Origin of the sequence: Accumulibacter sp., assembly GCF_023806565.1 — a bacterium.
GTDB lineage: Bacteria > Pseudomonadota > Gammaproteobacteria > Burkholderiales > Rhodocyclaceae > Accumulibacter.
Window position 1 is genome coordinate 1 of sequence record NZ_JAMTDV010000004.1, and the last position, 19,749, is coordinate 19,749.

At 63.9% G+C, this 19,749-nt stretch carries 18 protein-coding genes; 12 read left to right on the forward strand and 6 right to left on the reverse strand.

What is annotated here, in order from left to right; translation table 11 throughout:
- Positions 1–179 precede the first annotated feature (179 nt).
- The 10 genes from NFV80_RS00240 to bioD all read left to right on the forward strand — a co-directional run bounded on the left by NFV80_RS00240 (position 180) and on the right by bioD (position 13,458).
- A complete protein-coding gene (locus NFV80_RS00240) occupies positions 180–596 on the forward strand; it encodes a DUF2934 domain-containing protein (protein ID WP_296757442.1) in 417 nt (138 codons plus the stop codon).
- A 46-nt stretch (positions 597–642) separates the two neighbouring features.
- Positions 643–1,125: a carbohydrate-binding protein gene (locus tag NFV80_RS00245; protein WP_296757444.1), complete on the forward strand. Its 483-nt coding sequence runs from the start codon at positions 643–645 to the stop codon at positions 1,123–1,125.
- Between the two features lie 737 nt (positions 1,126–1,862).
- Positions 1,863–2,600, forward strand: a complete 738-nt coding sequence (locus tag NFV80_RS00250) for a hypothetical protein (RefSeq protein ID WP_295324773.1) — start codon at positions 1,863–1,865, stop codon at positions 2,598–2,600.
- A 202-nt stretch (positions 2,601–2,802) separates the two neighbouring features.
- Positions 2,803–7,296 carry a Calx-beta domain-containing protein gene (locus NFV80_RS00255; protein WP_295324770.1) on the forward strand — a complete coding sequence of 1,498 codons (4,494 nt, stop codon included), beginning with the start codon at positions 2,803–2,805 and terminating at the stop codon, positions 7,294–7,296.
- Positions 7,297–7,595: 299 nt separating this feature from the next.
- Positions 7,596–8,771, forward strand: a complete 1,176-nt coding sequence (locus NFV80_RS00260; RefSeq protein ID WP_295324767.1) for a DUF2863 family protein — start codon at positions 7,596–7,598, stop codon at positions 8,769–8,771.
- Between the two features lie 15 nt (positions 8,772–8,786).
- On the forward strand, positions 8,787–10,115 hold the full coding sequence (locus tag NFV80_RS00265) for an adenosylmethionine--8-amino-7-oxononanoate transaminase (protein WP_296757454.1): 1,329 nt from the start codon (positions 8,787–8,789) through the stop codon (positions 10,113–10,115).
- Complete coding sequence (gene bioF / locus NFV80_RS00270; RefSeq protein ID WP_295324764.1) at positions 10,115–11,269, forward strand: 8-amino-7-oxononanoate synthase; 1,155 nt, start codon at positions 10,115–10,117, stop codon at positions 11,267–11,269. Before NFV80_RS00265 ends, bioF begins: the two co-directional genes overlap by 1 nt.
- The gene (locus tag NFV80_RS00275) at positions 11,266–12,024 is read left to right on the forward strand and encodes an alpha/beta fold hydrolase (RefSeq protein WP_295324762.1); all 759 of its coding nucleotides are present in this window, start codon (positions 11,266–11,268) and stop codon (positions 12,022–12,024) included. The genes bioF and NFV80_RS00275 overlap by 4 nt, the downstream gene beginning before the upstream one ends.
- On the forward strand, positions 12,005–12,775 hold the full coding sequence (bioC, locus tag NFV80_RS00280) for a malonyl-ACP O-methyltransferase BioC (RefSeq protein WP_295324760.1): 771 nt from the start codon (positions 12,005–12,007) through the stop codon (positions 12,773–12,775). Before NFV80_RS00275 ends, bioC begins: the two co-directional genes overlap by 20 nt.
- Before the next feature lie 11 nt (positions 12,776–12,786).
- Complete coding sequence (gene bioD / locus NFV80_RS00285; RefSeq protein WP_295324757.1) at positions 12,787–13,458, forward strand: dethiobiotin synthase; 672 nt, start codon at positions 12,787–12,789, stop codon at positions 13,456–13,458.
- A gap of 130 nt (positions 13,459–13,588) precedes the next feature.
- On the opposite strand, the gene NFV80_RS00290 is transcribed toward bioD, so the two are convergent.
- Complete coding sequence (locus tag NFV80_RS00290) at positions 13,589–14,770, reverse strand: acetyl-CoA C-acyltransferase family protein (RefSeq protein ID WP_295324754.1); 1,182 nt, start codon at positions 14,768–14,770, stop codon at positions 13,589–13,591.
- Positions 14,771–15,363: 593 nt separating this feature from the next.
- Here NFV80_RS00290 and NFV80_RS00295 point away from each other — a divergent pair.
- Positions 15,364–16,626, forward strand: coding sequence for a cation:proton antiporter (locus NFV80_RS00295; RefSeq protein WP_296757449.1), 1,263 nt, complete (start codon positions 15,364–15,366; stop codon positions 16,624–16,626).
- Positions 16,627–16,669: 43 nt separating this feature from the next.
- On the opposite strand, the gene NFV80_RS00300 is transcribed toward NFV80_RS00295, so the two are convergent.
- Positions 16,670–17,137, reverse strand: a complete 468-nt coding sequence (locus NFV80_RS00300; RefSeq protein ID WP_366143378.1) for a hypothetical protein — start codon at positions 17,135–17,137, stop codon at positions 16,670–16,672.
- A gap of 2 nt (positions 17,138–17,139) precedes the next feature.
- On the reverse strand, positions 17,140–17,646 hold the full coding sequence (locus NFV80_RS00305; protein WP_295324783.1) for a transposase: 507 nt from the start codon (positions 17,644–17,646) through the stop codon (positions 17,140–17,142).
- Positions 17,647–17,793: 147 nt separating this feature from the next.
- Between NFV80_RS00305 and NFV80_RS00310 the strand changes: the two genes are divergently transcribed.
- Positions 17,794–17,958, forward strand: a complete 165-nt coding sequence (locus NFV80_RS00310) for a hypothetical protein (protein ID WP_295324792.1) — start codon at positions 17,794–17,796, stop codon at positions 17,956–17,958.
- A 282-nt stretch (positions 17,959–18,240) separates the two neighbouring features.
- Here the strand turns inward: NFV80_RS00310 and NFV80_RS00315 are convergent, their stop codons facing one another.
- The 3 genes from NFV80_RS00315 to NFV80_RS00325 form a co-directional block, all read right to left on the reverse strand.
- Entirely contained in the window at positions 18,241–18,741 is a 501-nt protein-coding gene (locus tag NFV80_RS00315) for a CoA pyrophosphatase (protein WP_295324780.1), read from the reverse strand.
- A gap of 115 nt (positions 18,742–18,856) precedes the next feature.
- A complete protein-coding gene (locus NFV80_RS00320) occupies positions 18,857–19,120 on the reverse strand; it encodes a hypothetical protein (RefSeq protein WP_295324746.1) in 264 nt (87 codons plus the stop codon).
- Between the two features lie 14 nt (positions 19,121–19,134).
- Positions 19,135–19,713, reverse strand: a complete 579-nt coding sequence (locus tag NFV80_RS00325; RefSeq protein WP_295324744.1) for a TIGR02281 family clan AA aspartic protease — start codon at positions 19,711–19,713, stop codon at positions 19,135–19,137.
- Between the last annotated feature and the right edge of the window lie 36 nt (positions 19,714–19,749).

A 19,749-nucleotide genomic window follows, 5' to 3' on the forward strand; every position in this document is an offset into this window, starting at 1 on the left:
TAAACCGGACAGATCCTTTGCTACAAACCCGGACAGGTTACGTGTTCCCTACACGCCGCCGAAATCGCCTTGACCACACCGTGCTATTTTCCTATCCTGCAGACCTGTAGCAGGACATCACCATGCTCTCCTGCGCTCGCCCACTCACCCGATCGCACCAATCATTCAGGAATGAAATCATGACCGAAGAGAAGACCACGACGAAGAAGACAGCGGCTGCCAAGAAGTCCGCGACAGCGACGGCAGCGGCTGCGCCGGCGGTACCGGCGGCACCGGCGGCGCCAGCGGAAGTTGCCGCCCCCGCCAAGGCGCCGACGGCGAAGAAGGCAGTAGCCGCCGCAGCCCCCGAAAAGAAGGCCCCAGCCAAGAAAGTCGTCCCGACACCGGCTCTCGAAGCCGATCCGCCGCCGGCACCGACCGAATGCGCGGCGCTACCGGGAGTCTCCGGGAAGCCGAGTCCGGAGGAACGTTACCGCATGGTTCAGTCTGCCGCTTACTTCATCGCCGAGAAAGACGGTTTCCAGGGGCGCGACACGGACTACTGGGTCAGAGCCGAGAGGGAAATCGCGCTACAGCTCGGCGAGGCCGCCGCGTGACCTCGTTGCATCCCGTGCGCCACCTGAATTGCCGCGGGATGAACCCATGCGCAAGCGACTGATTCCGGAAGACCGGCCAGTCAGCGATTCGCCGGACGATGTCTGGCTTCGCCTCGACGAACGGGCGGACGTCGAGATCAGCTCCGAGGACGCCGCCCACCCGATCGAGTCCGCGCTGTCCCCCGGCACCGGCACCGGCACCGGCACCGGCTGGCGAGCTGCCGTTCCGGGGCGGCAAACGATTCGCCTGATCTTCGTCCAGCCGCAGGAACTGCACCGCATCCGCCTGCGGTTCGTCGAAACCGCCGTTCAGCGCACCCAGGAGTATCTGTTGCGCTGGTCCGCGGACGGGCAGACTTTCCACGAAATCGTGCGCCAGCAATGGAATTTCAGCCCGCAAGGATCGACCTCGCAGACCGGGGAGCATCATGTCGATCTCGCCGGCCTCAAGGTGCTCGAGCTGATCATCACTCCCGATATCGGAAATCACGAAGCGCTGGCTTCGCTCGCCGAAATGCGCCTCGCCTGAGGCGCTTCGCGGGTTCGCCGGCCATCCCTGTGGCCGGCGACCGCATCTCACCTTACGCCTTGACAGACGAAAAGCCGGTCGCTCGATCGGTAACAGCTGGCTTGTCCCACTTTCGCCTGGAGTAACCGGGCTGCTGGAGACCATCGACTTCAGCAACCTGCGAACACCTGTGAGCGATGGTCCGGTCAGTGCTTCTTCAGGCATGCCAGTCGATTGGCCCGAAGGAAGGGTCAGCTCGGTTTCCGCATGGCAGCATCCAATGCATGATGCGAAGACTCCCGCTTCACGTGCCGCAAACTGCACAGCTCCGGCCCTGCACTGGTCAGCAGGAGAGACCGGCGCCTGACGATACTTGCCGGCCGTCCGCACTGGGACAACTTGTAATGTAACTGAAATGTACTAGCCTTAATGCAGTGAAGCCATTCCAGGGGATCAGGCAGTTGCGTTTGGCTTCCCTGCGTGGCGGTACGTCTTGCTTGGTTGCTTCGGGGGACGTTTGCCACGCCCACTGGTATCACAAAGTGCTGAGGGGGGGCCGTGAAGCACGCCAGGGGTCGATTCGGACGCGGCATCTTGCCAACTGCGTCCTGTCGGCATGCACCTTCGCCTTCGCGCGAGGGTGACCTTCAGCGACAGATCTCCATTTTCAAGGGCACGAATTGACAGGGCACGGATCCGAGCAATCCGCCGCTGTCAGGCGATGGCTCGGATCCGCCCATCTGAGGAGGATTACGAAAATGAAAGAGGCTTGGGCACACCGGTTTGCATTGGCAGTCGCTATCGCGTCCGGAACATGGTCGCTCGACGTGCAGGCGCTGGTAACCACCAGCGGCTGCGCGCACGTCGATCAATTCTGCACTCTGGACGAGTTGCTTGCTCCGGGGGCGAACATGCGCGTCAACGACAAGCTCTTCAGTAACTGGAGTGCAAGTGACGCATCTACCGTGCAGCTGGATCTATCGCAGATTCAGATCCTGCCGCTGGATGACCAAGAATCGAACCCAGGCCTTCGTTATCTTGCGGCAGGAGGTTTGGCTACGGCTGGATTCGACCAGATTGATCTCGACCTCTCGTTTGCGGTCTCGGAACTTGGTGGTTCTCCGCGGATCAGCGGATCCTCGCTCACGCTCGACGATTTCGCGTTTGGATCGGGCAATATGGGCGGGCTACTCAAGGTTTCAACCGACGTCTGGACGGCGGCGGGTATCACCTTACTCGGTGAAGAGAATGTATTTTCCATCTTGGCGGTGGACGCGATCCTGTCCGACTCGCTGACCTTCGACCCCAAGGCCTCGATTCTCGTCGACACCAACATCCTCGTGACTGGCGAGGATGCCATGGATACGGTTCGACTCGACGCCTTCACGCAGCGCTTCTCACAGGCTCCTGAACCCATGTCGCTTGCGATCTTCGGTCTTGCGCTAACCGCGCTCTGGGGTGTGCGGCGCGGCGCGAGTGAGCAGTTTGCCGATTGAGGCGCTTGGAGATATCTATGGAAGGCAGCCGATCAGGGGTGACCGGGTCTTGAGGAGCACAGCTGCGAACCCTATCCGGATCACCCCTAGCGACGCTACCAGAGCTTGACAACCCGGACATTGCTGCACCCCAGCGGCTCTTTGCGTCATTTTCGAAGGTCGGGGTACCAGACAGCAGGTCACCAGGAAGCAGAGGGACACCATGGCAACGATCAAAGGCAGCAGCGGCAACGACAATATCCTGGGCCAGCAGGGTGACGACATCATCCTTGCCGGGCGCGGCGACGACACCATCGACGGCGGTGACGGCAATGACCGGATTTTCGCCGATTATGGCGATGACTTCGTCAACGGTGGCGCAGGCAACGACAGCCTCTTCGGCGAGGAGGGCAACGACACACTGGATGGGGGCGCGGGAAGCGACCGCGTCTCGGGCGGACGCGGCGACGACGTCGGCATCTACCGCCTGGCGGACAACCAGGGATCTACCGATTACTACGACGGCGGCGAAGGCGGCGATACGCTGCGTCTGATACTCACCCAGGAACAAGCTAACTCGGCCGAAATCAAGGCTGACATCGAAGCCTTCCAGCAATTCCTGGCGCAGAACAACCGGCCCGACCGGGCCGACAACCCCACCTTCCATTTCTCCACCTTCGATCTGACCGCGCGAAACTGGGAGAATGTGGACGTCGTCGTCGAGCCCCGGCCTCCAGTAGTTTCGATCAGCGACGCTGCAACCAGCGAGGGTGGCACGCTCGCCTTCGTCGTGTCGGTGGATAAGGCTGACCCCAACAACCCGATCACCGCCACCTATACCATCAGCTTCGGACCGGCGGGCAGCGGCAACGCCGATGCCAGCGATCTTGCTGCGGGCACCCCATTGACTGGCCAGGTGACCATTGCGGCGGGCGCCACGCAGGCAATAATTCTGGTGCCGACAATCAACGACTTCGTCACCGAGCCCACCGAAACTTTCAACGTCACGCTGAGTAACATCAGCCCCAATGCCTCTGCCGCTGACTCCGTGGCCGTGGGAACCATCCTCGACAAAGGCCTGCCGGAGCTGTCGATTGCTGACGCGACGACCACCGAAGGCGACCCCGAAGGGCCGAAGTCCACGGTCACCTTTACGGTCACTCGCAGCGGCGACAACGGATATGCGTCCTCGGTCGACTACACGGTCAACCCGGGCAGTGCGACGACTCCTGAAGACTACGCTGCCGGGCCCGATCCGCTGAGCGGCACGCTGACCTTCGCTGTCGGCGAAACCAGCAAGACCATCACGCTGGGCGTTACCAACGACCTTGTCCCCGAAGGAACCGAGCAGTTCACAGTCGCCCTCAGCAATGCGACGAACGCCACGATCTTCAATGCGGTGGCCACCGGCACCATCGTCGACAACGATCCAGTCATAGCCGAGCCGACGATCATTTGGAGAAACGGTGGTGAGATTACCATTGGCAGTGCCGAGACGCCAAGTCAGTTCAACATCGGCACTAACGCCGTCCCATCTACCGGGGTTAGCTGGACAGGCGCTGGCACGTCCAGCAACTGGAGTGAATCCGGCAACTGGTCGCCCTCCTCGCCCTTATCAAGCGATGAGGCCATCTTCACGGGAGTCGGCGCCGACCGATCGAATGTCGTCGACCAGGACTTCACCCTCGCTGGTCTGCACTACACCGGAGAAGCCGGGCCAGCCATGGTGGCCGCCCACCACATCACCGACCTGAACAACGGCAGCAATCTTGCCATTACCGGTAACGCCACGGTCGGTGTGGCAAACCCGGATGCACGAATCAGCCTGAGGATTGAGGATCGAACGGCGGTGATCGCACATGTCACCGACTTAAATGTGGGCATCAATACTGCCGGAACCGGTGCGATTGCTGGAAGCCTGAGCATAACCGGCGGCGGTATCCTGGATGCTTCGGACGCAAGTAATCTCTCGATTGGCCGCGAGACCGGCGCGGCGAATTCCGCCAGTACAGCCGCCGACGGTCGTCTGACGCTGGCCAGCAACTCGACGTTGCACCTGGGCACGGCCGATGCACTGGCCACACTCAATATCGGCTGGAGCCAGAATGGCAACTATTACGGCGCCGGCAACGCCACCGGGGTGCTCGATGTCCTCGACAGTGCGGCGGTGCTCGACCTTCACTTGAGTGAATTGAACGTCGGCCGCGGATCCCGTGCGGGCGTGGGGACAGGCACCCTCCAGTGGAATCAGAGCGAAGCCATTGCGGCTACGGATGTCTACTTCGGCCGGGGTTACAGCACCGGCAATCTGGTCGTACCGACGGGCGGCGAATTCTATCTCGGAACCGAAGCGGCACCGACTCGCACCCTGAGCATCGCCTACAACGATGCCAGCAACGGCACCGCGACGGCCGACCTCGACTTCTCCCAGACCAATCCGACGTTCACCGCCTTTATTGCCGATGACCTTTCGATTGGCCGCGAGACCGGCGCGGCGAATTCCGCCAGTACAGCCGCCGACGGTCGTCTGACGCTGGCCAGCAACTCGACGTTGCACCTGGGCACGGCCGATGCACTGGCCACACTCAATATCGGCTGGAGCCAGAATGGCAACTATTACGGCGCCGGCAACGCCACCGGGGTGCTCGATGTCCTCGACAGTGCGGCGGTGCTCGACCTTCACTTGAGTGAATTGAACGTCGGCCGCGGATCCCGTGCGGGCGTGGGGACAGGCACCCTCCAGTGGAATCAGAGCGAAGCCATTGCGGCTACGGATGTCTACTTCGGCCGGGGTTACAGCACCGGCAATCTGGTCGTACCGACGGGCGGCGAATTCTATCTCGGAACCGAAGCGGCACCGACTCGCACCCTGAGCATCGCCTACAACGATGCCAGCAACGGCACCGCGACGGCCGACCTCGACTTCTCCCAGACCAATCCGACGTTCACCGCCTTTATTGCCGATGACCTTTCGATTGGCCGCGAGACCGGCGCGGCGAATTCCGCCAGTACAGCCGCCGACGGTCGTCTGACGCTGGCCAGCAACTCGACGTTGCACCTGGGCACGGCCGATGCACTGGCCACACTCAATATCGGCTGGAGCCAGAATGGCAACTATTACGGCGCCGGCAACGCCACCGGGGTGCTCGATGTCACTGAAGGCACGCTGAGCGCCCAGCTTTCCGAACTGAATGTAGGCGTCACCGCCAACCACGGCATTGCCAGCGGCGAGTTCGTCATCGGCAACGGCGTAATGCTCGATGCCGATACGGCAAACGTCGGCGTCGGATCGGGGGGCACCGGAACCATGCGATTTGTCGATCACTTCGGCGGCTCGTTCGATGCGGGGACGGTGAACCTTGCCGGCGGTCTCTTCACTTTCGGCGCAAATATCCTTGACGTCGGCGATACCGGCTCGATTGTTGCACACACCTTCAACGTAATCGGCGGCCTGCTGGCCGGCGACACCGTGGACCTCGATTCCGACGGTAGCGGAACATTGCAATTCGTGGATCAGTTCACCGGCTCGTTCGATGCGGTGACCGTGAACCTTGCCGGTGGCCTTTTTAACTTCGGCTTGAATACCCTCAACGTTGGTGGTCCCGGCTCGATTGTCGCAGAGACCCTCAATTTGACTGGTGGCCTGTTGGCCGGCGACACGGTAGATCTCGATGCCGGCGGCAACTTCAGCTTCACTGGCGGCAGGCTCGACGTCGACAACTTCAACGGGACGCTCAACGAAAATGGCGGCACGCTTGCGCCAGGTGACACGGCGGTTGGAACGACAGCGGTCAATGGAGACTACAATCTGGCCGCCTCCGGCACCCTGGAAATCAATATTGCGGGTACTGCGCCGGGCACGGGGTACGACCAGCTTGCTGTAAATGGTGGCGTCGATCTCGACAGCGGCGGAACTGGCGGTGGCACGCTGGATCTTGTGCTGGCCTTTGCTCCGCAGCTAAACGACCAGTTCACCGTCATCGAGAATGATCAAAGTGACGCCGTCGCAGGCAGCTTCTTTGGCCTGCCCAACGGTGCTTCGCTGCAGGCGAGCTTTGGTGGATACACCTACACCTTTTCGATCGACTACGCGGGCGGAGACGGGAACGATGTCCAGTTGACGGTGAGCGATGTTACGGCCCAGGCTGCACCATTGTTGGGCGCGCAAACCGCGAGCGACAGCGATTCGGTCAGCACAGCGGTGGCCCCGGTAAAGGGAGATCCCGTAGCATCTACCGTGTTGGCGCCGCCTGAAACGACGGCAGTCGGGTCAGACGCGAGCACCGTCGACGACACTCCACACGGCGACGTCGTTGGAACCAGTACTGGCGATAGCAGCAACGCTCCCGTCATCGTCGACGCGGGTAACGAAAGCCCGTCGGGTGAGGTGGGACCGGAGATCATTCAGTTCGACGATTTGCTGCGCACTGTAGCCAGTGATGACTCGATCAGCGACAACAGCATGCCGAGCGATAGCCTCGAACTGGCGAACCTGATCCTGTCGGCATCGAGCGTGGGCGACCTCTTATCCTCGTCATCCTCTGATGCTGGCATCGACGCTGCTGCGCATGTAGAAGAAGATCAGCCAGGTGATCAGGCTGCCTCCGCAGGATTCGACGATTTCGACGGTAGCGCGGCGGGCAGCGTTGCAACGCCACTGAGCGATCAACTCCTCGTCGGACTGAGCTGGAACAGCGTCGATTTCGCTCTTTCCTGATCGGGATAACTGTCTGCCGGTCTTTTTGCGGAAACCGGCAGACCAGACGCACCGGCAAGAGTGATTGGCGGCAACGGGCCGTCAGGCCCGCACGCGAAGCCCCCGGATGCTTGGGGGCGGAACGCGGGGGCTCAGCAAGACGCAAACGATTGGCTTTGCTACGTGTGCTTGTGCCGAGCATCGCTGGTGTCTCGCCGGCGCCAGGAGTCACCGCATCGACCACCAGATGCACGTGCGTCAGCGTCAAGCCCGTCGCCTTGGTACAATGGCAGATTGACCGTCCCGCACACTTCCCGACCATGAAACGCAACCGCTTCACTTCCCGCAAGCGCATCTCGGCCGACGCCAACGAACTGAGCCGCCTGGCCATCGGTCTTGCCGAGTCCGGCAGCCGGCTCGAGGATCTGTTCTGGCAGAGCCGTCTCGGAGAACTGGTCGACAAGCTGTTCCACGAGGGTGCCGAGGACGATTTCACCGGGTCGCTGGACCGGCTGTTCGATGCCCATGCGATGGCGCATGATGACCTCGCCGATGCCATCGAGTCGCACGCAGAATCGTGCGTGCTGTCGCATCACGGACAGGACTTCGACATCCTGCTTTTTGCCGCACCACTGCTCGCCTGGTCGCGCTTTTCGATCCCCACCGTGACGATCCCCAAGAGCACCCTGCACACGCTGAAGGTGCAGCTCGGCGCGCACGTCTTCGCCGCGGATGCGCACCTGGCACTCGCCGACTATCTGTATAGCCCGGATCAACTGCCGCACAGCTTCGTCGACACCTGGCAACTGATGCGCAAGCTTGGCATGGCGGCGCTCGCCGGTAACGATCTGCTGGTCGACGCGTCGGCCATGCCGGAAACCAACCGTTTCCTGTCCGACACCCGCTATCTCGTCGGTGCGCTGGCCGTTGGGCGCGGCAAACCGCTTTTCCACTGGAACGAGGCCGCCAAGAGCACCCGGGAAACCGCGCTGAAGGAGTGGGTGCGGCAGGGCGGTCCCAGCTTCGAAGCCCTGCTCACCGGCTGCGCCTACGAACCGCTGCTGGCCGACGCGTACCACGCCGCATGCCGGGCGGCCGACAGCGCGTCGCGTCCCTACTCGGTGAACGCTTCGGTGGCATTCCTGCAGGCCGCGCTGGGGCAGCCTGCCGACAGCCTGCGAGCAGTGATCGGCGCCTTCCACGACAAGCGGCTCGAGGAATACCGCATCGGCTTCGGACCGAAGGACAGCGACCTGATCTACCACGGCGTCGTCTGGCCGCTGCTGGGCATCGAGGACGAAACCACCGACATCGCCGGCGAGATCGAGGCCAGCCTGCGCAAGGCCGGGATCAAGGAAGTCGTCGCGCTCGATCAGCAGTTCCCTTATGAGTTCTGTGACGACTGTGGCGCGCCACTCTACCCGAACGTCGAGGGCGATGCAGTGCATGCCGAAATGCCCGAGCAGAACAGCGCATCGTCGCAAACGCTGCACTGAGGGTCGTTGCCGATGATCAGCAACAGCAGCCTGCTGCAACGCAGTCTCGACGCCGTCTGGCACCCCTGCACGCAGATGAAGCAGCACGCGGCGGCGGTCGAGGCCCTGCCGCTGGTTCCCATCGCCAGAGGGGAAGGCGTCTGGCTGTACGACTTCGATGGTCGTCGCTACCTGGACGGCATCAGCTCGTGGTGGGTAAACCTGTTCGGCCATTGCAATCCACGAATCAATGCGGCGCTGCGCGCGCAACTCGACGAACTCGAACACGTCATCCTCGCCGGATTCACGCATCGGCCCGTGGTCGAGCTGTCCGAACGTCTGTCGGCGCTCACCGACGGTGCTCTCGGCCACTGCTTCTATGCTTCCGATGGCGCTTCAGCCACCGAGATCGCGCTCAAGATGTCCTTTCACTCGTGGCAGAACCGCGGTTTTCAGGACAAGCAGGAGTTTCTCTGTCTGGCAGGCAGCTATCACGGCGAAACCGTCGGCGCACTCGCGGTCACCGACGTGGCGCTGTTCAAGGATGCCTATGCGCCCTTGATCCGCCCGGCCGCCACCGTGCCGACTCCTGATGCCCGATTGGCTGCGGCCGGGGAATCGTCGACCGCGGTCGCCCGCCGCGCTGCCGCCGCGCTCGAACGCCACCTCGAGCGGCACCATCGGCGGATTGCCGCACTGATCGTCGAACCACTGATCCAGTGCGCCAGCGGCATGGCGATGTACGACCCGGAGTATCTGCGGCTGGCGCGTGAAGTGTGCGACCGCTTTCAGGTGCATCTGATCTGTGACGAGATCGCGGTCGGCTGCGGTCGCACCGGAACGTTCTTCGCGCACGAGCAGGCGGCGATCCGGCCGGATTTCCTCTGTCTGTCGAAAGGCATCTCGGGGGGCTATCTGCCGCTGTCGATCGTCATGACCACCGCCGCGGTCTATGCCGATTTTTACCACGAGAGCACGAGTCGCGGCTTTCTGCATTCGCACTCGTACACCGGCAACGCGCTCGCCTGCCGAGCCGCGCTGGCGACCCTGGACCTCTTCGCCGACGAGCAGGTGATCGAAAACAATCGCCTCCTCGCCGCACACCTCGGCGACTGCCTGCGGCCGCTGTCGGCGCACCCGCAGGTGCGCCATCTTCGCCAGCGCGGAATGATCGCCGCGTTCGACGTGAGCAGCGACGATCCAGCCTTCCCGCAGCGTTTTTACCGCGCTGCGCTGGCCCGGGAAATCCTGCTGCGGCCAATCGGCAACACGATCTACTTCATGCCGCCCTACGTGATCAGTCGCGAGGAATGCGAATTTCTCGTGGCGCGGGCGGCAGCTGCCCTGGACGCTGCGCTCGGCTGATGATCTGGGAAGAATTGCGAGGCGAGCTGGACGCACTGCAGCTCGCCAGTCTCAAGCGCATTCGCCGTACTCTCGAACTCCCCTGCGGACCGCAGGCGCGGGCGGACGGCCAGTCGCTGATCAGCTTCTGCAGCAACGACTACCTCGGGCTGGCCAATGACCCCGGGCTCGTCGAGGCCGCCTGCGCCGGCGCCAGAGCCTGGGGTGTCGGCAGCGGTGCTTCGCATCTGGTCAGCGGCCATCTGCTGCCGCACGCCCAACTCGAGCAGAAGCTCGCGGAATTCACCGGATTCGCCCGCGCCCTGCTCTTCTCCACCGGCTACATGGCCAATCTCGGCATCGTTCCGGCACTGGTCGGCCGCGGCGATGCAGTATTTGCCGACCGCCTCAATCACGCTTCGCTGATCGACGCCGTGCAACTTTCGCGTTCCGACAGCCAGCGCTATGCGCATGGGGACCTGGCGGCACTCGAACGTCTGCTCGCGGCGAGCACCGCAAGACGCAAGCTCATCCTCACCGACGCCGTCTTCAGCATGGACGGCGACCTCGCGCCGCTCCCCGGCCTGCTGGAGCTGGCCGAGCGTTTCGACGCCTGGCTGGTGGTCGACGACGCCCATGGCTTCGGCGTCCTCGGCCGGCAGGGTCGCGGCAGCCTGGACCATTACCGGCTGCCCTTGGTACCGCGCCTGGTGTACATGGGCACCCTGGGCAAAGCGGCCGGCGCCGCCGGCGCTTTCGGTGCCGGCGACGCGACGGTCATCGAATGGCTGGAGCAGCGGGCGCGCACCTATGTCTTCACCACTGCGGCAAGCCCGGTCATCGCCTGCGCGCTGGCCGCCAGCCTCGATCTGATCGCCGCCGGCGATGCGCGCCGGGATCACCTCCGGCAACTGATCGCGCAATTGCGCGACGGGCTCGCCGGCACACGCTGGCGCCTGCTGCCGTCGTCGACGGCGATCCAGCCGGTGATTGTCGGCGAGAACCACGAAGTCCTGCGCGTCGCCGGGGAACTGTACCGGCGCGGCCTCTGGGTGCCGGCAATCCGGCCGCCAACGGTGCCCAGGGGAAGCGCGCGCCTGCGGGTATCGCTGAGCGCGGCACACAGCGCGGCGCAAGTCGCCGAGCTGGTCGACGCGTTGCGGGAACTGGCGTGACTGCTGGCCAAGCTTCCGACCTCGCGCTGATCCACGGCTGGGGATTCGGCAGCGCCGTCTGGCAGCCGCTGCGCGAAGCGTTGTCGCGCTGCTGCCGCGTGCATCTGGTCGATTTGCCGGGTTACGGCGGAACGGCTGCGGGCGACGCCGATTTCACGCAGACCGCCCGCACCCTGATCGACGACCTGCCAGACCCGGTAACCCTCTGTGGCTGGTCGCTCGGCGCCATGCTCGCCGTACGCGCCGCCTCTCTCGCTACGCAGCGCGTTGCCGGCCTGATCCTGGTCGGCGCCACTGCCAGCTTCACGCAGCGGGCCGACTGGCGCGAAGCGCAACCGTCGGCGCTGCTCGACAGCTTCGCGGCCGGTGTGGAGGAACGCCCGGAACAGACGCTGCAACGGTTTGCCGCGCTGCTCAATCAGCGCGACGAGCGGGCGAGACCGCTTACCCGTACGCTTCTTGCCAGTCTGCGCAGCCAGGCCATCGCACCGACGGCCGTGCTGCGTCGCGGTCTCGACTGGCTGCGCGAGGTCGATCTGCGGCCACTGCTGCCGTCGCTGCCGACTCGCAGTCTGCTGATTCACGGCGAAAAGGACCCGCTCAACCCGCTCGCCGCAGCCCACTGGCTGGCGGCGAGCATCCCGCGGGCGCGCCTGGAAGTTTTCGCCGCTGCCGGGCACGCCCCGTTTCTTTCCGACCCCGATCGTTTCGTTCGCCTCGTGGAAGATTTTTGCCATGCCGACGCCACCCGCTAGGCAGCGCGTTCGCGAGTCGTTCGAGCGCGCCGCCGCGTCTTACGACGACGCGGCCGTACTGCAGCGACAGATCTGCGATTCCCTGCTCGAGCGCCTTGCCACGCGTACCGCTCCCGCCAGCGTCCTCGACGCCGGTTGCGGCACCGGCTATGGCGCCCGCCTGTTGCGCGCTCGCTGGCCTGAGGCGGTGCTGGTCGCCGTGGACTTCGCGCCGGCAATGCTTGCTCTCGCGCGCCTCGATGCGGACCTGTGCCTGGCCGGCGACATCGAGGCGCTGCCCTGCACCGACGCCAGTTTCAACGTCTGGTGGTCGAATCTGACCGTCCAGTGGTGCGACGCGCAACTCGTGTTCCGCGAAGCCTGGCGCGTCCTGCGTCCTGGCGGTCAGATCGCCCTCAGCACACTCGGTCCGGCCACCTTCGCCGAACTGCGCGCCGCCTTCGCCGGCGTCGATCGCCATCGCCATACGCTGAGCTTCAGCGAGCCGGCGGCGGTCGAACAGGCGCTGACCGACGCCGGCTTCTCCCACGTTCGCCTGTACCGCGAGACGATGCGGCTGCACTACCCGGATCTCAAGACCTTGCTGCGAGCGGTCAAGGACATCGGCGCCAATTCGGTCGGCGAAGGTGCGCGCAGCGGCCTGCTCGGGCGTGCTGCCTGGCAGCGGGTGCAGGCGGCTTACGAGGAGTTCCGAACGAATGCGGGCCTGCCGGCAAGTTACGACGTGATTCTTGCCTACGCCAGAAAATGAACGGAAAGCGGATGGAAGGAAACGGCTGGTTCGTCACCGGCACCGATACGGAAATTGGCAAGACCTTCGTCGCCTGCGCCCTGCTGCACGCCCTGCGCCGCGCCGGGCTGCGCGCGCTGGCGATGAAGCCGGTCGCCGCCGGTCTCGATGCACGTGGCCGCAACGATGATGTCGAGCGACTGCTCGCTGCCTCGTCGATCGAGGCGCCGCGGGATTTGGTCAATCCCTACGCATTCCACGCCGCCATCGCACCGCACATCGCGGCCGCGGAGGAAGGTCGGGAAATCGATCTGGCGACGATCGCCACTGCGTTCGCCCAACTGCAGGGCACGGCCGACGCGGTTCTCGTCGAGGGGGTCGGTGGTTTCCTCGTGCCCCTCGGGCCAGCTTGCGACACCAGCGATCTGGCGAGACTGCTCGGGCTGCCGGTGATCCTGGTGGTCGGCATGCGCCTTGGTTGCATCAATCACGCGCTGCTGACGCAGCAGGCGATCGCTGGCTGCGGCCTGCGGCTGGCGGGTTGGGTGGCCAACTGCATCGATCCGGCGATGTCGCGATTTCCCGAAAACCTGGCGGCCTTGCAGGCGCGCCTGGCAGCGCCACTGCTCGGCGTCGTCGCGCACGGCACCACGCCGGAAGACGCCGCGCTCGGCCTGCGCCTGCCGGATTGCCGGGTTCCCTGATCCCTCGGGCGGCGCGCTCGCGGCGCGCGGCAAGCCCGGATGGACGCTGCCGTGGCGCACCGGATCGCTGCCACAAGGCGCAAAAAAACCCGACCGCAGTCGGGTTTTCCCACACTTGCCAAGGGCGTGATCAGGCGCGCTCGAAGACCACGGCGATTCCCTGTCCACCGCCGATGCACATGGTGACCAGAGCGTACCTGCCGGCAATCCGATGCAGCTCGTAGATCGCCTTGGTGGCAATGAAGGCTCCCGAGCAGCCGACCGGGTGACCGAGAGCGATTGCGCCGCCATTCGGGTTGGTCTTGACGGGATCCAGACCAAGCCCCTTGCTAACCGCGATGGCCTGTGCGGCGAAGGCTTCGTTCGATTCGATCACGTCCATCTGGTCGAGCGTCAGCCCGGCCTTCTTGAGCGCTGCCTTGGTCGCCGGGATCGGGCCTTCGCCCATCACGTCGTTCGGCACGCCAGCGACGGCATACGAAACGAGGCGCGCGAGCGGCTTCTGCCCCGCGCTGGCGGCAACATCGGCAGCCGCGAGCACGAGGAAGGCGGCGCCGTCATTGATGCCCGACGCGTTGCCGGCAGTGACGGTGCCGTCCTTGAGGAACGCCGGCTTCATCTTGGCCAGGGTCTCGATCGTCGTTCCCGCCTTGACGTGCTCGTCGGTATCGAAGACCACATCACCTTTGCGGGTCTTCTGGACGATCGGAACGATCTGGGACTTGAAACGACCCTCCGCGATTGCCGCGGCTGCCCGCCGTTGCGATTCGACCGCGAGGGCATCCTGCTCTTCGCGGCTGATCCCCCACTTCTTGGCGAGATTCTCGGCCGTGACTCCCATGTGCCCGACACCGAACGGATCGGTAAGCGTCGAGACCATCATGTCGAGTGCCTTGGTATCGCCCATGCGGGCACCCGAACGCATCGCCGTCAGCATGTAGGAACCACGCGACATCACTTCGACGCCGCCGCCTATCCCGTAGTCGGCGTCGCCCAGCAGGATGTTCTGCGCCGTCGTGACGACACCCTGCAGGCCCGATGCGCACAGGCGGTTGACCGCCATCGCCACCGAATCCATCGACAGGCCGGCCTGGATCGAGGCCACACGGGCGACATAGGCAAACCGTGCATCGGTCGGAATGCAGTTGCCGACCGTGACGTAGGTGATCTGCTGCGGATCGACACCGGAGCGAGCGATCGACTCCTTCATCACGGTGCCGGCGAGTTCGTGCGGCTCGATGTTGGCGAGGGAACCACCGAAGGTGCCAATGGCTGAACGAACCGCGCTTAGTACAACGACTTCTCTGCTCATGAAGAAACTCCTGTAAGTAATCGATCACCGCCTACCAGACTGGCAAGCCCCAACCACAGCATAATCCACGGCGCCAGCGCCCGCCATCCCCGCCGGACGGCTCTCACCGGGAAATCGACCGCACTACCCCGCCGATCTTGACGGTTCGGCAGCCTCTCGCGATGCCGGTACGGATGCGTTCGCCGCGCGTACACCGGCAGTCGGCGGGGCCCCAATTTCGTCAAGGACGGCGCTCCGGGCAGCGGGCCGCAGCCGAAGCCGGCCAATAATAACAAAGGTTCGTTGTGCAGGGCTTCGTAAATCGCGATCTGCACGGTCGCCGCACGGTCGACAGTTTCGCCGGTACGCCCGTCGCGATGTCTTTGCCGGTGCCCGGTACGGACATCGCGTGGAGCGTCTTTCTCAGGATTTTGCCTGCATCTTGGACTTCTCACCGGGACACTGCCCCGGCCGCGCCGGCACCAGCAGCGCGCCTTCCCTGGCGCGACAGGCAATCGGTTCATGGCATGCCTGTGATCCCTCCTATACTTGCCCATGCTGCCCGGCGCGACGCGACGAACTACGCGCCGGACACCTCGATCCAGGGAGGCCGGATGAACCTGACATTGCTGATTCTGTTTGCGCTTCTGGTGCTGGCGTACGGGCTGTTTTCACGGCGGCTGGAGCACACGGTGATCACCGCACCGTTGCTGTTCACTGCCGTGGGTTTCCTGACCTTCGCGGTGATGAAAGCCTGCGATTCGCTGCCGTGGCTGCCCACACGCCACGAAGGCGCGAATTTTTTCCTGCATGTGGCCGAGGTGGGCCTGGTGCTGCTGCTGTTCACGGATGCCAGTCGCACCGATTACCGCCTGCTCAACAGCTTCCGTGTCCTGCCGGCCCGATTGCTGAGCGTGGGTATGTTGCTGACCATGGTTCTCGGCGCCTTGCTGGCGATGGCGGTGTTCGCTCACCTGACCGTCTGGGAGGCGGGCATCCTCGCGGCGATCCTCGCGCCGACCGACGCAGGCCTCGGTCAGGTCATCGTCACGTGCACGCGCGTGCCCTTGCGTATCCGGGAAGCGCTGAACGTCGAGGCCGGCCTGAACGACGGCCTGTCGGTGCCGTTCATGCTGTTCCTGCTGGCGATGGCTGCAAGCGGGATCGAAGGCGGCAAGACGAGCCTGATGCAATATGTCGTGGAACAGCTCGGCTATGGCGCGCTGATCGGTGGCGGGATCGGCCTGCTCGGCGGTTACCTGCTCAACCTGGCACGTCGCCGGGGATGGATGGCGGACTCGCTGCAGCAACTGGCGGTCGTCACGCTGCCGCTGCTTTGCCTGCTCGTTTCGATTCCGACGGGGGCCAGCATGTTCATCGCCGCGTTTGTCGCGGGGCTGGCGGTGCAGATCTGCTTCCGCAGCGCCGGCCAACACAGCGTCGAATTCGCCGACGAGTGGGGCCAGTTGATCAACCTCACGGTGTTTTTCCTCTTTGGCATGTTGTTCGCCCGCAACCTGCCGGATATTGCCGGCAGTCACTGGCTGTACGCGCTGCTGAGCCTGACGGTGGCGCGGATGCTGCCGGTGGCGGTGTCGCTCATCGGTACACGATTGAGCGCGGCCTCGCTGCTGTTCATGGGCTGGTTCGGCCCGCGCGGCCTGGCGTCCATCGTGCTGGGGATGGTCTATCTGGAGATGGAGGCGCGTCTGCCAGGGGAAGAGACCATCCGTCTCACCGTGATGGCGACCGTGTTTCTGAGCATTTTCGCGCATGGCCTGAGCGCGCTGCCGGGAATGAATCTCTATGCGCGCCGTATTGCCGCGCTTCCGGCGAATGCTCCGGAGAACCAGGATGCGGAGAAGCACACGAGTTGACGCCAACGTGCGCCGTGGGGTTCCCGCATCCGCTGCTTTTGGCCTACTCCAACATCGTTCGGGTATCGGTTAGCCTGGCGCCGTTCCAGTGCTTTTCGAGGATTCCCCGGCAACGCCCGACCGGATTGTATTTGCTGTAGTACGGCGGATAGCAGAGGAGGCGGATGGACTTGCCGATGTGATCGGCGAACTCGACCATGCGTTTGAGGAATTGCGTGCGCCGGCCATTGCTCTCGGGACCGTTATCGGCCTTGAGCTGGAGGTGGGTGACGCGAGCACACACCTCGGGTGCTTGACGCTCCCACCACGCGTAGAGACTGTCGACGATGAAATCGCTGGTCTTCGCCGAGCTTCCGAAGGACAGACAGAGGGAGTCAATGGCTTCATGGACGACACCAAACGGGGTATGTTTTTCCTCGCATCCCATGTCGTGGTCGGCCGCGCGGTGGTCTCCCCGCGTCTTGCCCCCGCGTGAGCAGTCGCCGATATTCACCGTCGCCTTGCCGTCCATGCTCAGGCGCAGGACGGTTTCGTCTTGGCCATCGCGGTCACGTTCCCGGATATTGGCGAAAATGGCGTCGGTTTCCGGGACTTTTTTTGGGGTTTGGCCTGGAGCACCGGACGCAACCGGTACCCACTTCGGTTCAATACTTCCGACATGCCGCTTCGGGAGGGCAGCATGTCGTCCGCAACTCCCTGTGCCCGTAGCTGCTTGATGGCTGCCTCGGCCGTCAGGCGGGTGAACGACAAGGCCGTGCGAAACGTCGGATCTTGTTGGGCATGACTTTCCGCCAGTGCCCACAGGGCCTGCGCCACCTCCGGGGGTTTCTTCTCCCACAACTTCGCACCGCAACAGAACGTGTGAAGCCCCAGGCAAACGATGCCGGTACGTTTCTCATGCAGACCGAGTTGCACGGCCTGCCGACTCCAGCCGAAAACGTCCTCGGCACGCCGAGTACTGCCACGACAATACTTCCATGCCCTCTCCGCCAGATACGCCCTGCGCCTCGCCCCAGTCATCTTGCTCGCAGCAAGCCGGACATCTTCCAGGTGGCCGGCTTCCAGAGATACCTTCCTTTCAACTACCGTGGCCACTCCCATCACCAATACCTCCAATCTCAGAATCAACTAAAAGTATTGGACACAACGGTATGAAAAATCGGAGAGATGACCTATGACTGGAACCTGTTGCCGATCGGTCAGTTGCTGTGGCTGAGGGAGCTGGAGACATTCCGGCAATTCCCGCCGCTGCAGGCTCCGGCCAGCTACAACCTCGACCAGATCATGACTGCGATGCGGGAGGCGAAGAACACGAGCCACGCGGGCGAGTAGGCGACCGAAACACCGGATCGGATCGGTTCACCGCGAGGGGCTACCCGTGCCTGCAAGGATCGGGACGCGCGGTGCGACAAGCTGAGGGACAAGTGGCACTTAGACCAGGAGTGCCACGTGTTGCTTGATGCACCAGGCGCGGATCGCCAAGAGGACCTCTGCGAAATCGTGAGATCCATGGCGGGTTCCGCACGGCGACATGGCACATTGCTCTGGTTCTGACGCTCTTCACCCGCATCGCTGCTGCGCTCGGTCAGCAGGTCGGGCCGCTGCCCTACTGAACTAATCGTCGCCGACTGCCAGTGCGCGGTAGAGAGACATGATGATCCCTGCGGTGGCTCCCCAGATGAAGTAGCGGCCGTAAGGCATCGCGTAGTAGTGCCGCAGTTTGCCGCGATAATGGAGCGAGTGTCGCTGGTGGTTGGCCGGATCGAGCAGAAAGGCGAGCGGCACTTCGAAGACCTCGGCGACCTCGAAACTGTCGAGCTGCAGGTCGAAGGGCGGGGTGACCAGGGCGACCACCGGCGTGACGCGAAAGCCCGTCGCGGTACGGTATTCGGGGAGATAACCGACGATATCGACCTGCTCCTCGGACAGACCGATTTCCTCGGCCGCCTCGCGCAGTGCCGTGTGCGCCGGCGAGGGGTCGGCCGACTCGCGCCGGCCGCCCGGAAAACTGATCTGGCCCGGATGATCCTTCAGATGCGTGGTCCGCTGTGTGAGCAGCACGGTTGGCGCTTCGCTCCGCTGGACGATCGGGAAGAGCACGGCGGCCGGCGTCAATTCCTCGTCGCCGACACCATCTTCGAGGACGAAGGCAGCTGGCGAAGGTTCGCGGTGCAGGACCAGCCGGACACGATCGAGGTCCACGCTGTCGCCTGGCAGCCGGGATTCGGCATCAGCCACTGACAAACGGCGCCTCCTCGTCGATCTCCGCCCGCACTGCGGCGAGCGCGTCGCGCAGCGTTTCATCGGGCAGCGCGTTGAGCGTGCTCGAAACCAGATCGGCGGGCCTTACCGCAGTCATCGGCAGCAGGCGACCGTCGAGGGATGCGATCAGGGCTGCCGTCGCACCGACGATCTGCAACAGGGTTTGTCTCTCGCCCATCAACAACTCGAGTTCGCGGCCCAGCAAGGCTATTCTTTCATGGCGGCGACGCATGTGCTCCAATTCTCCTAGTAGCGCTTCCTGAGGGTCATGGTCTGACCGTCACGCTGCATTTCCATACGGTTCAGAAAACTCATCCCGAGCAGTGTCAGCGGCATGTCCTGCTGATGCACGAGGGCGTCGACGTTGTTCAGGACGATTTCGCCCACGCGTACCGTATCCAGCTTGACGCGGATCGCCGACGCCTGGCCATTGGCAGTATTGACGACCGCCGGCTGGCCCTTGCTGGCGTCGAGGCCGATGCGCTGTGCTTCGCCGGCGCCGAGCGAGACCATCGTTGCCCCGGTATCGACGAGAAAGCGAACACTGGTTCCGTTGATGCTTCCCGTGGTGACGAAATGGCCGCTACCGTCGGCGGTCAAGGTCGCCTTGGCAGCGGCGCTACCGGTTTCCTGCGCAGCGACATTCTGCCCTACGCGCAAGACGCGCTTCTTTCCGTCGGCCTCGATGGTTGCGGTGTCGCTATCCACCGCCAGCACGCGGACGCCTTCGCCGGTCCTGACGCCGACGGCAACGGTGCGCGGTGCGCCACCGTCAATGGTCAGCAGAGCCTTTCCGGGAAAAACGCCGGCCAGCCCGACATCCACTGCGTATGCCGACCAGCAGGCCAGGCACAGGCAGAC

Coding starts and splice junctions, on each gene's coding strand:
- NFV80_RS00240 (WP_296757442.1), top strand. CDS start 180: ATGACCGAAGAGAAGACCACGACGAAGAAGACAGCGGCTGCCAAGAAG.
- NFV80_RS00245 (WP_296757444.1), top strand. CDS start 643: ATGCGCAAGCGACTGATTCCGGAAGACCGGCCAGTCAGCGATTCGCCG.
- NFV80_RS00250 (WP_295324773.1), top strand. CDS start 1,863: ATGAAAGAGGCTTGGGCACACCGGTTTGCATTGGCAGTCGCTATCGCG.
- NFV80_RS00255 (WP_295324770.1), top strand. CDS start 2,803: ATGGCAACGATCAAAGGCAGCAGCGGCAACGACAATATCCTGGGCCAG.
- NFV80_RS00260 (WP_295324767.1), top strand. CDS start 7,596: ATGAAACGCAACCGCTTCACTTCCCGCAAGCGCATCTCGGCCGACGCC.
- bioF (WP_295324764.1), top strand. CDS start 10,115: ATGATCTGGGAAGAATTGCGAGGCGAGCTGGACGCACTGCAGCTCGCC.
- bioC (WP_295324760.1), top strand. CDS start 12,005: ATGCCGACGCCACCCGCTAGGCAGCGCGTTCGCGAGTCGTTCGAGCGC.
- bioD (WP_295324757.1), top strand. CDS start 12,787: ATGGAAGGAAACGGCTGGTTCGTCACCGGCACCGATACGGAAATTGGC.
- NFV80_RS00290 (WP_295324754.1), bottom strand. CDS start 14,770: ATGAGCAGAGAAGTCGTTGTACTAAGCGCGGTTCGTTCAGCCATTGGC.
- NFV80_RS00295 (WP_296757449.1), top strand. CDS start 15,364: ATGAACCTGACATTGCTGATTCTGTTTGCGCTTCTGGTGCTGGCGTAC.
- NFV80_RS00300 (WP_366143378.1), bottom strand. CDS start 17,137: ATGGACGGCAAGGCGACGGTGAATATCGGCGACTGCTCACGCGGGGGC.
- NFV80_RS00305 (WP_295324783.1), bottom strand. CDS start 17,646: ATGACTGGGGCGAGGCGCAGGGCGTATCTGGCGGAGAGGGCATGGAAG.
- NFV80_RS00310 (WP_295324792.1), top strand. CDS start 17,794: ATGACCTATGACTGGAACCTGTTGCCGATCGGTCAGTTGCTGTGGCTG.
- NFV80_RS00320 (WP_295324746.1), bottom strand. CDS start 19,120: ATGCGTCGCCGCCATGAAAGAATAGCCTTGCTGGGCCGCGAACTCGAG.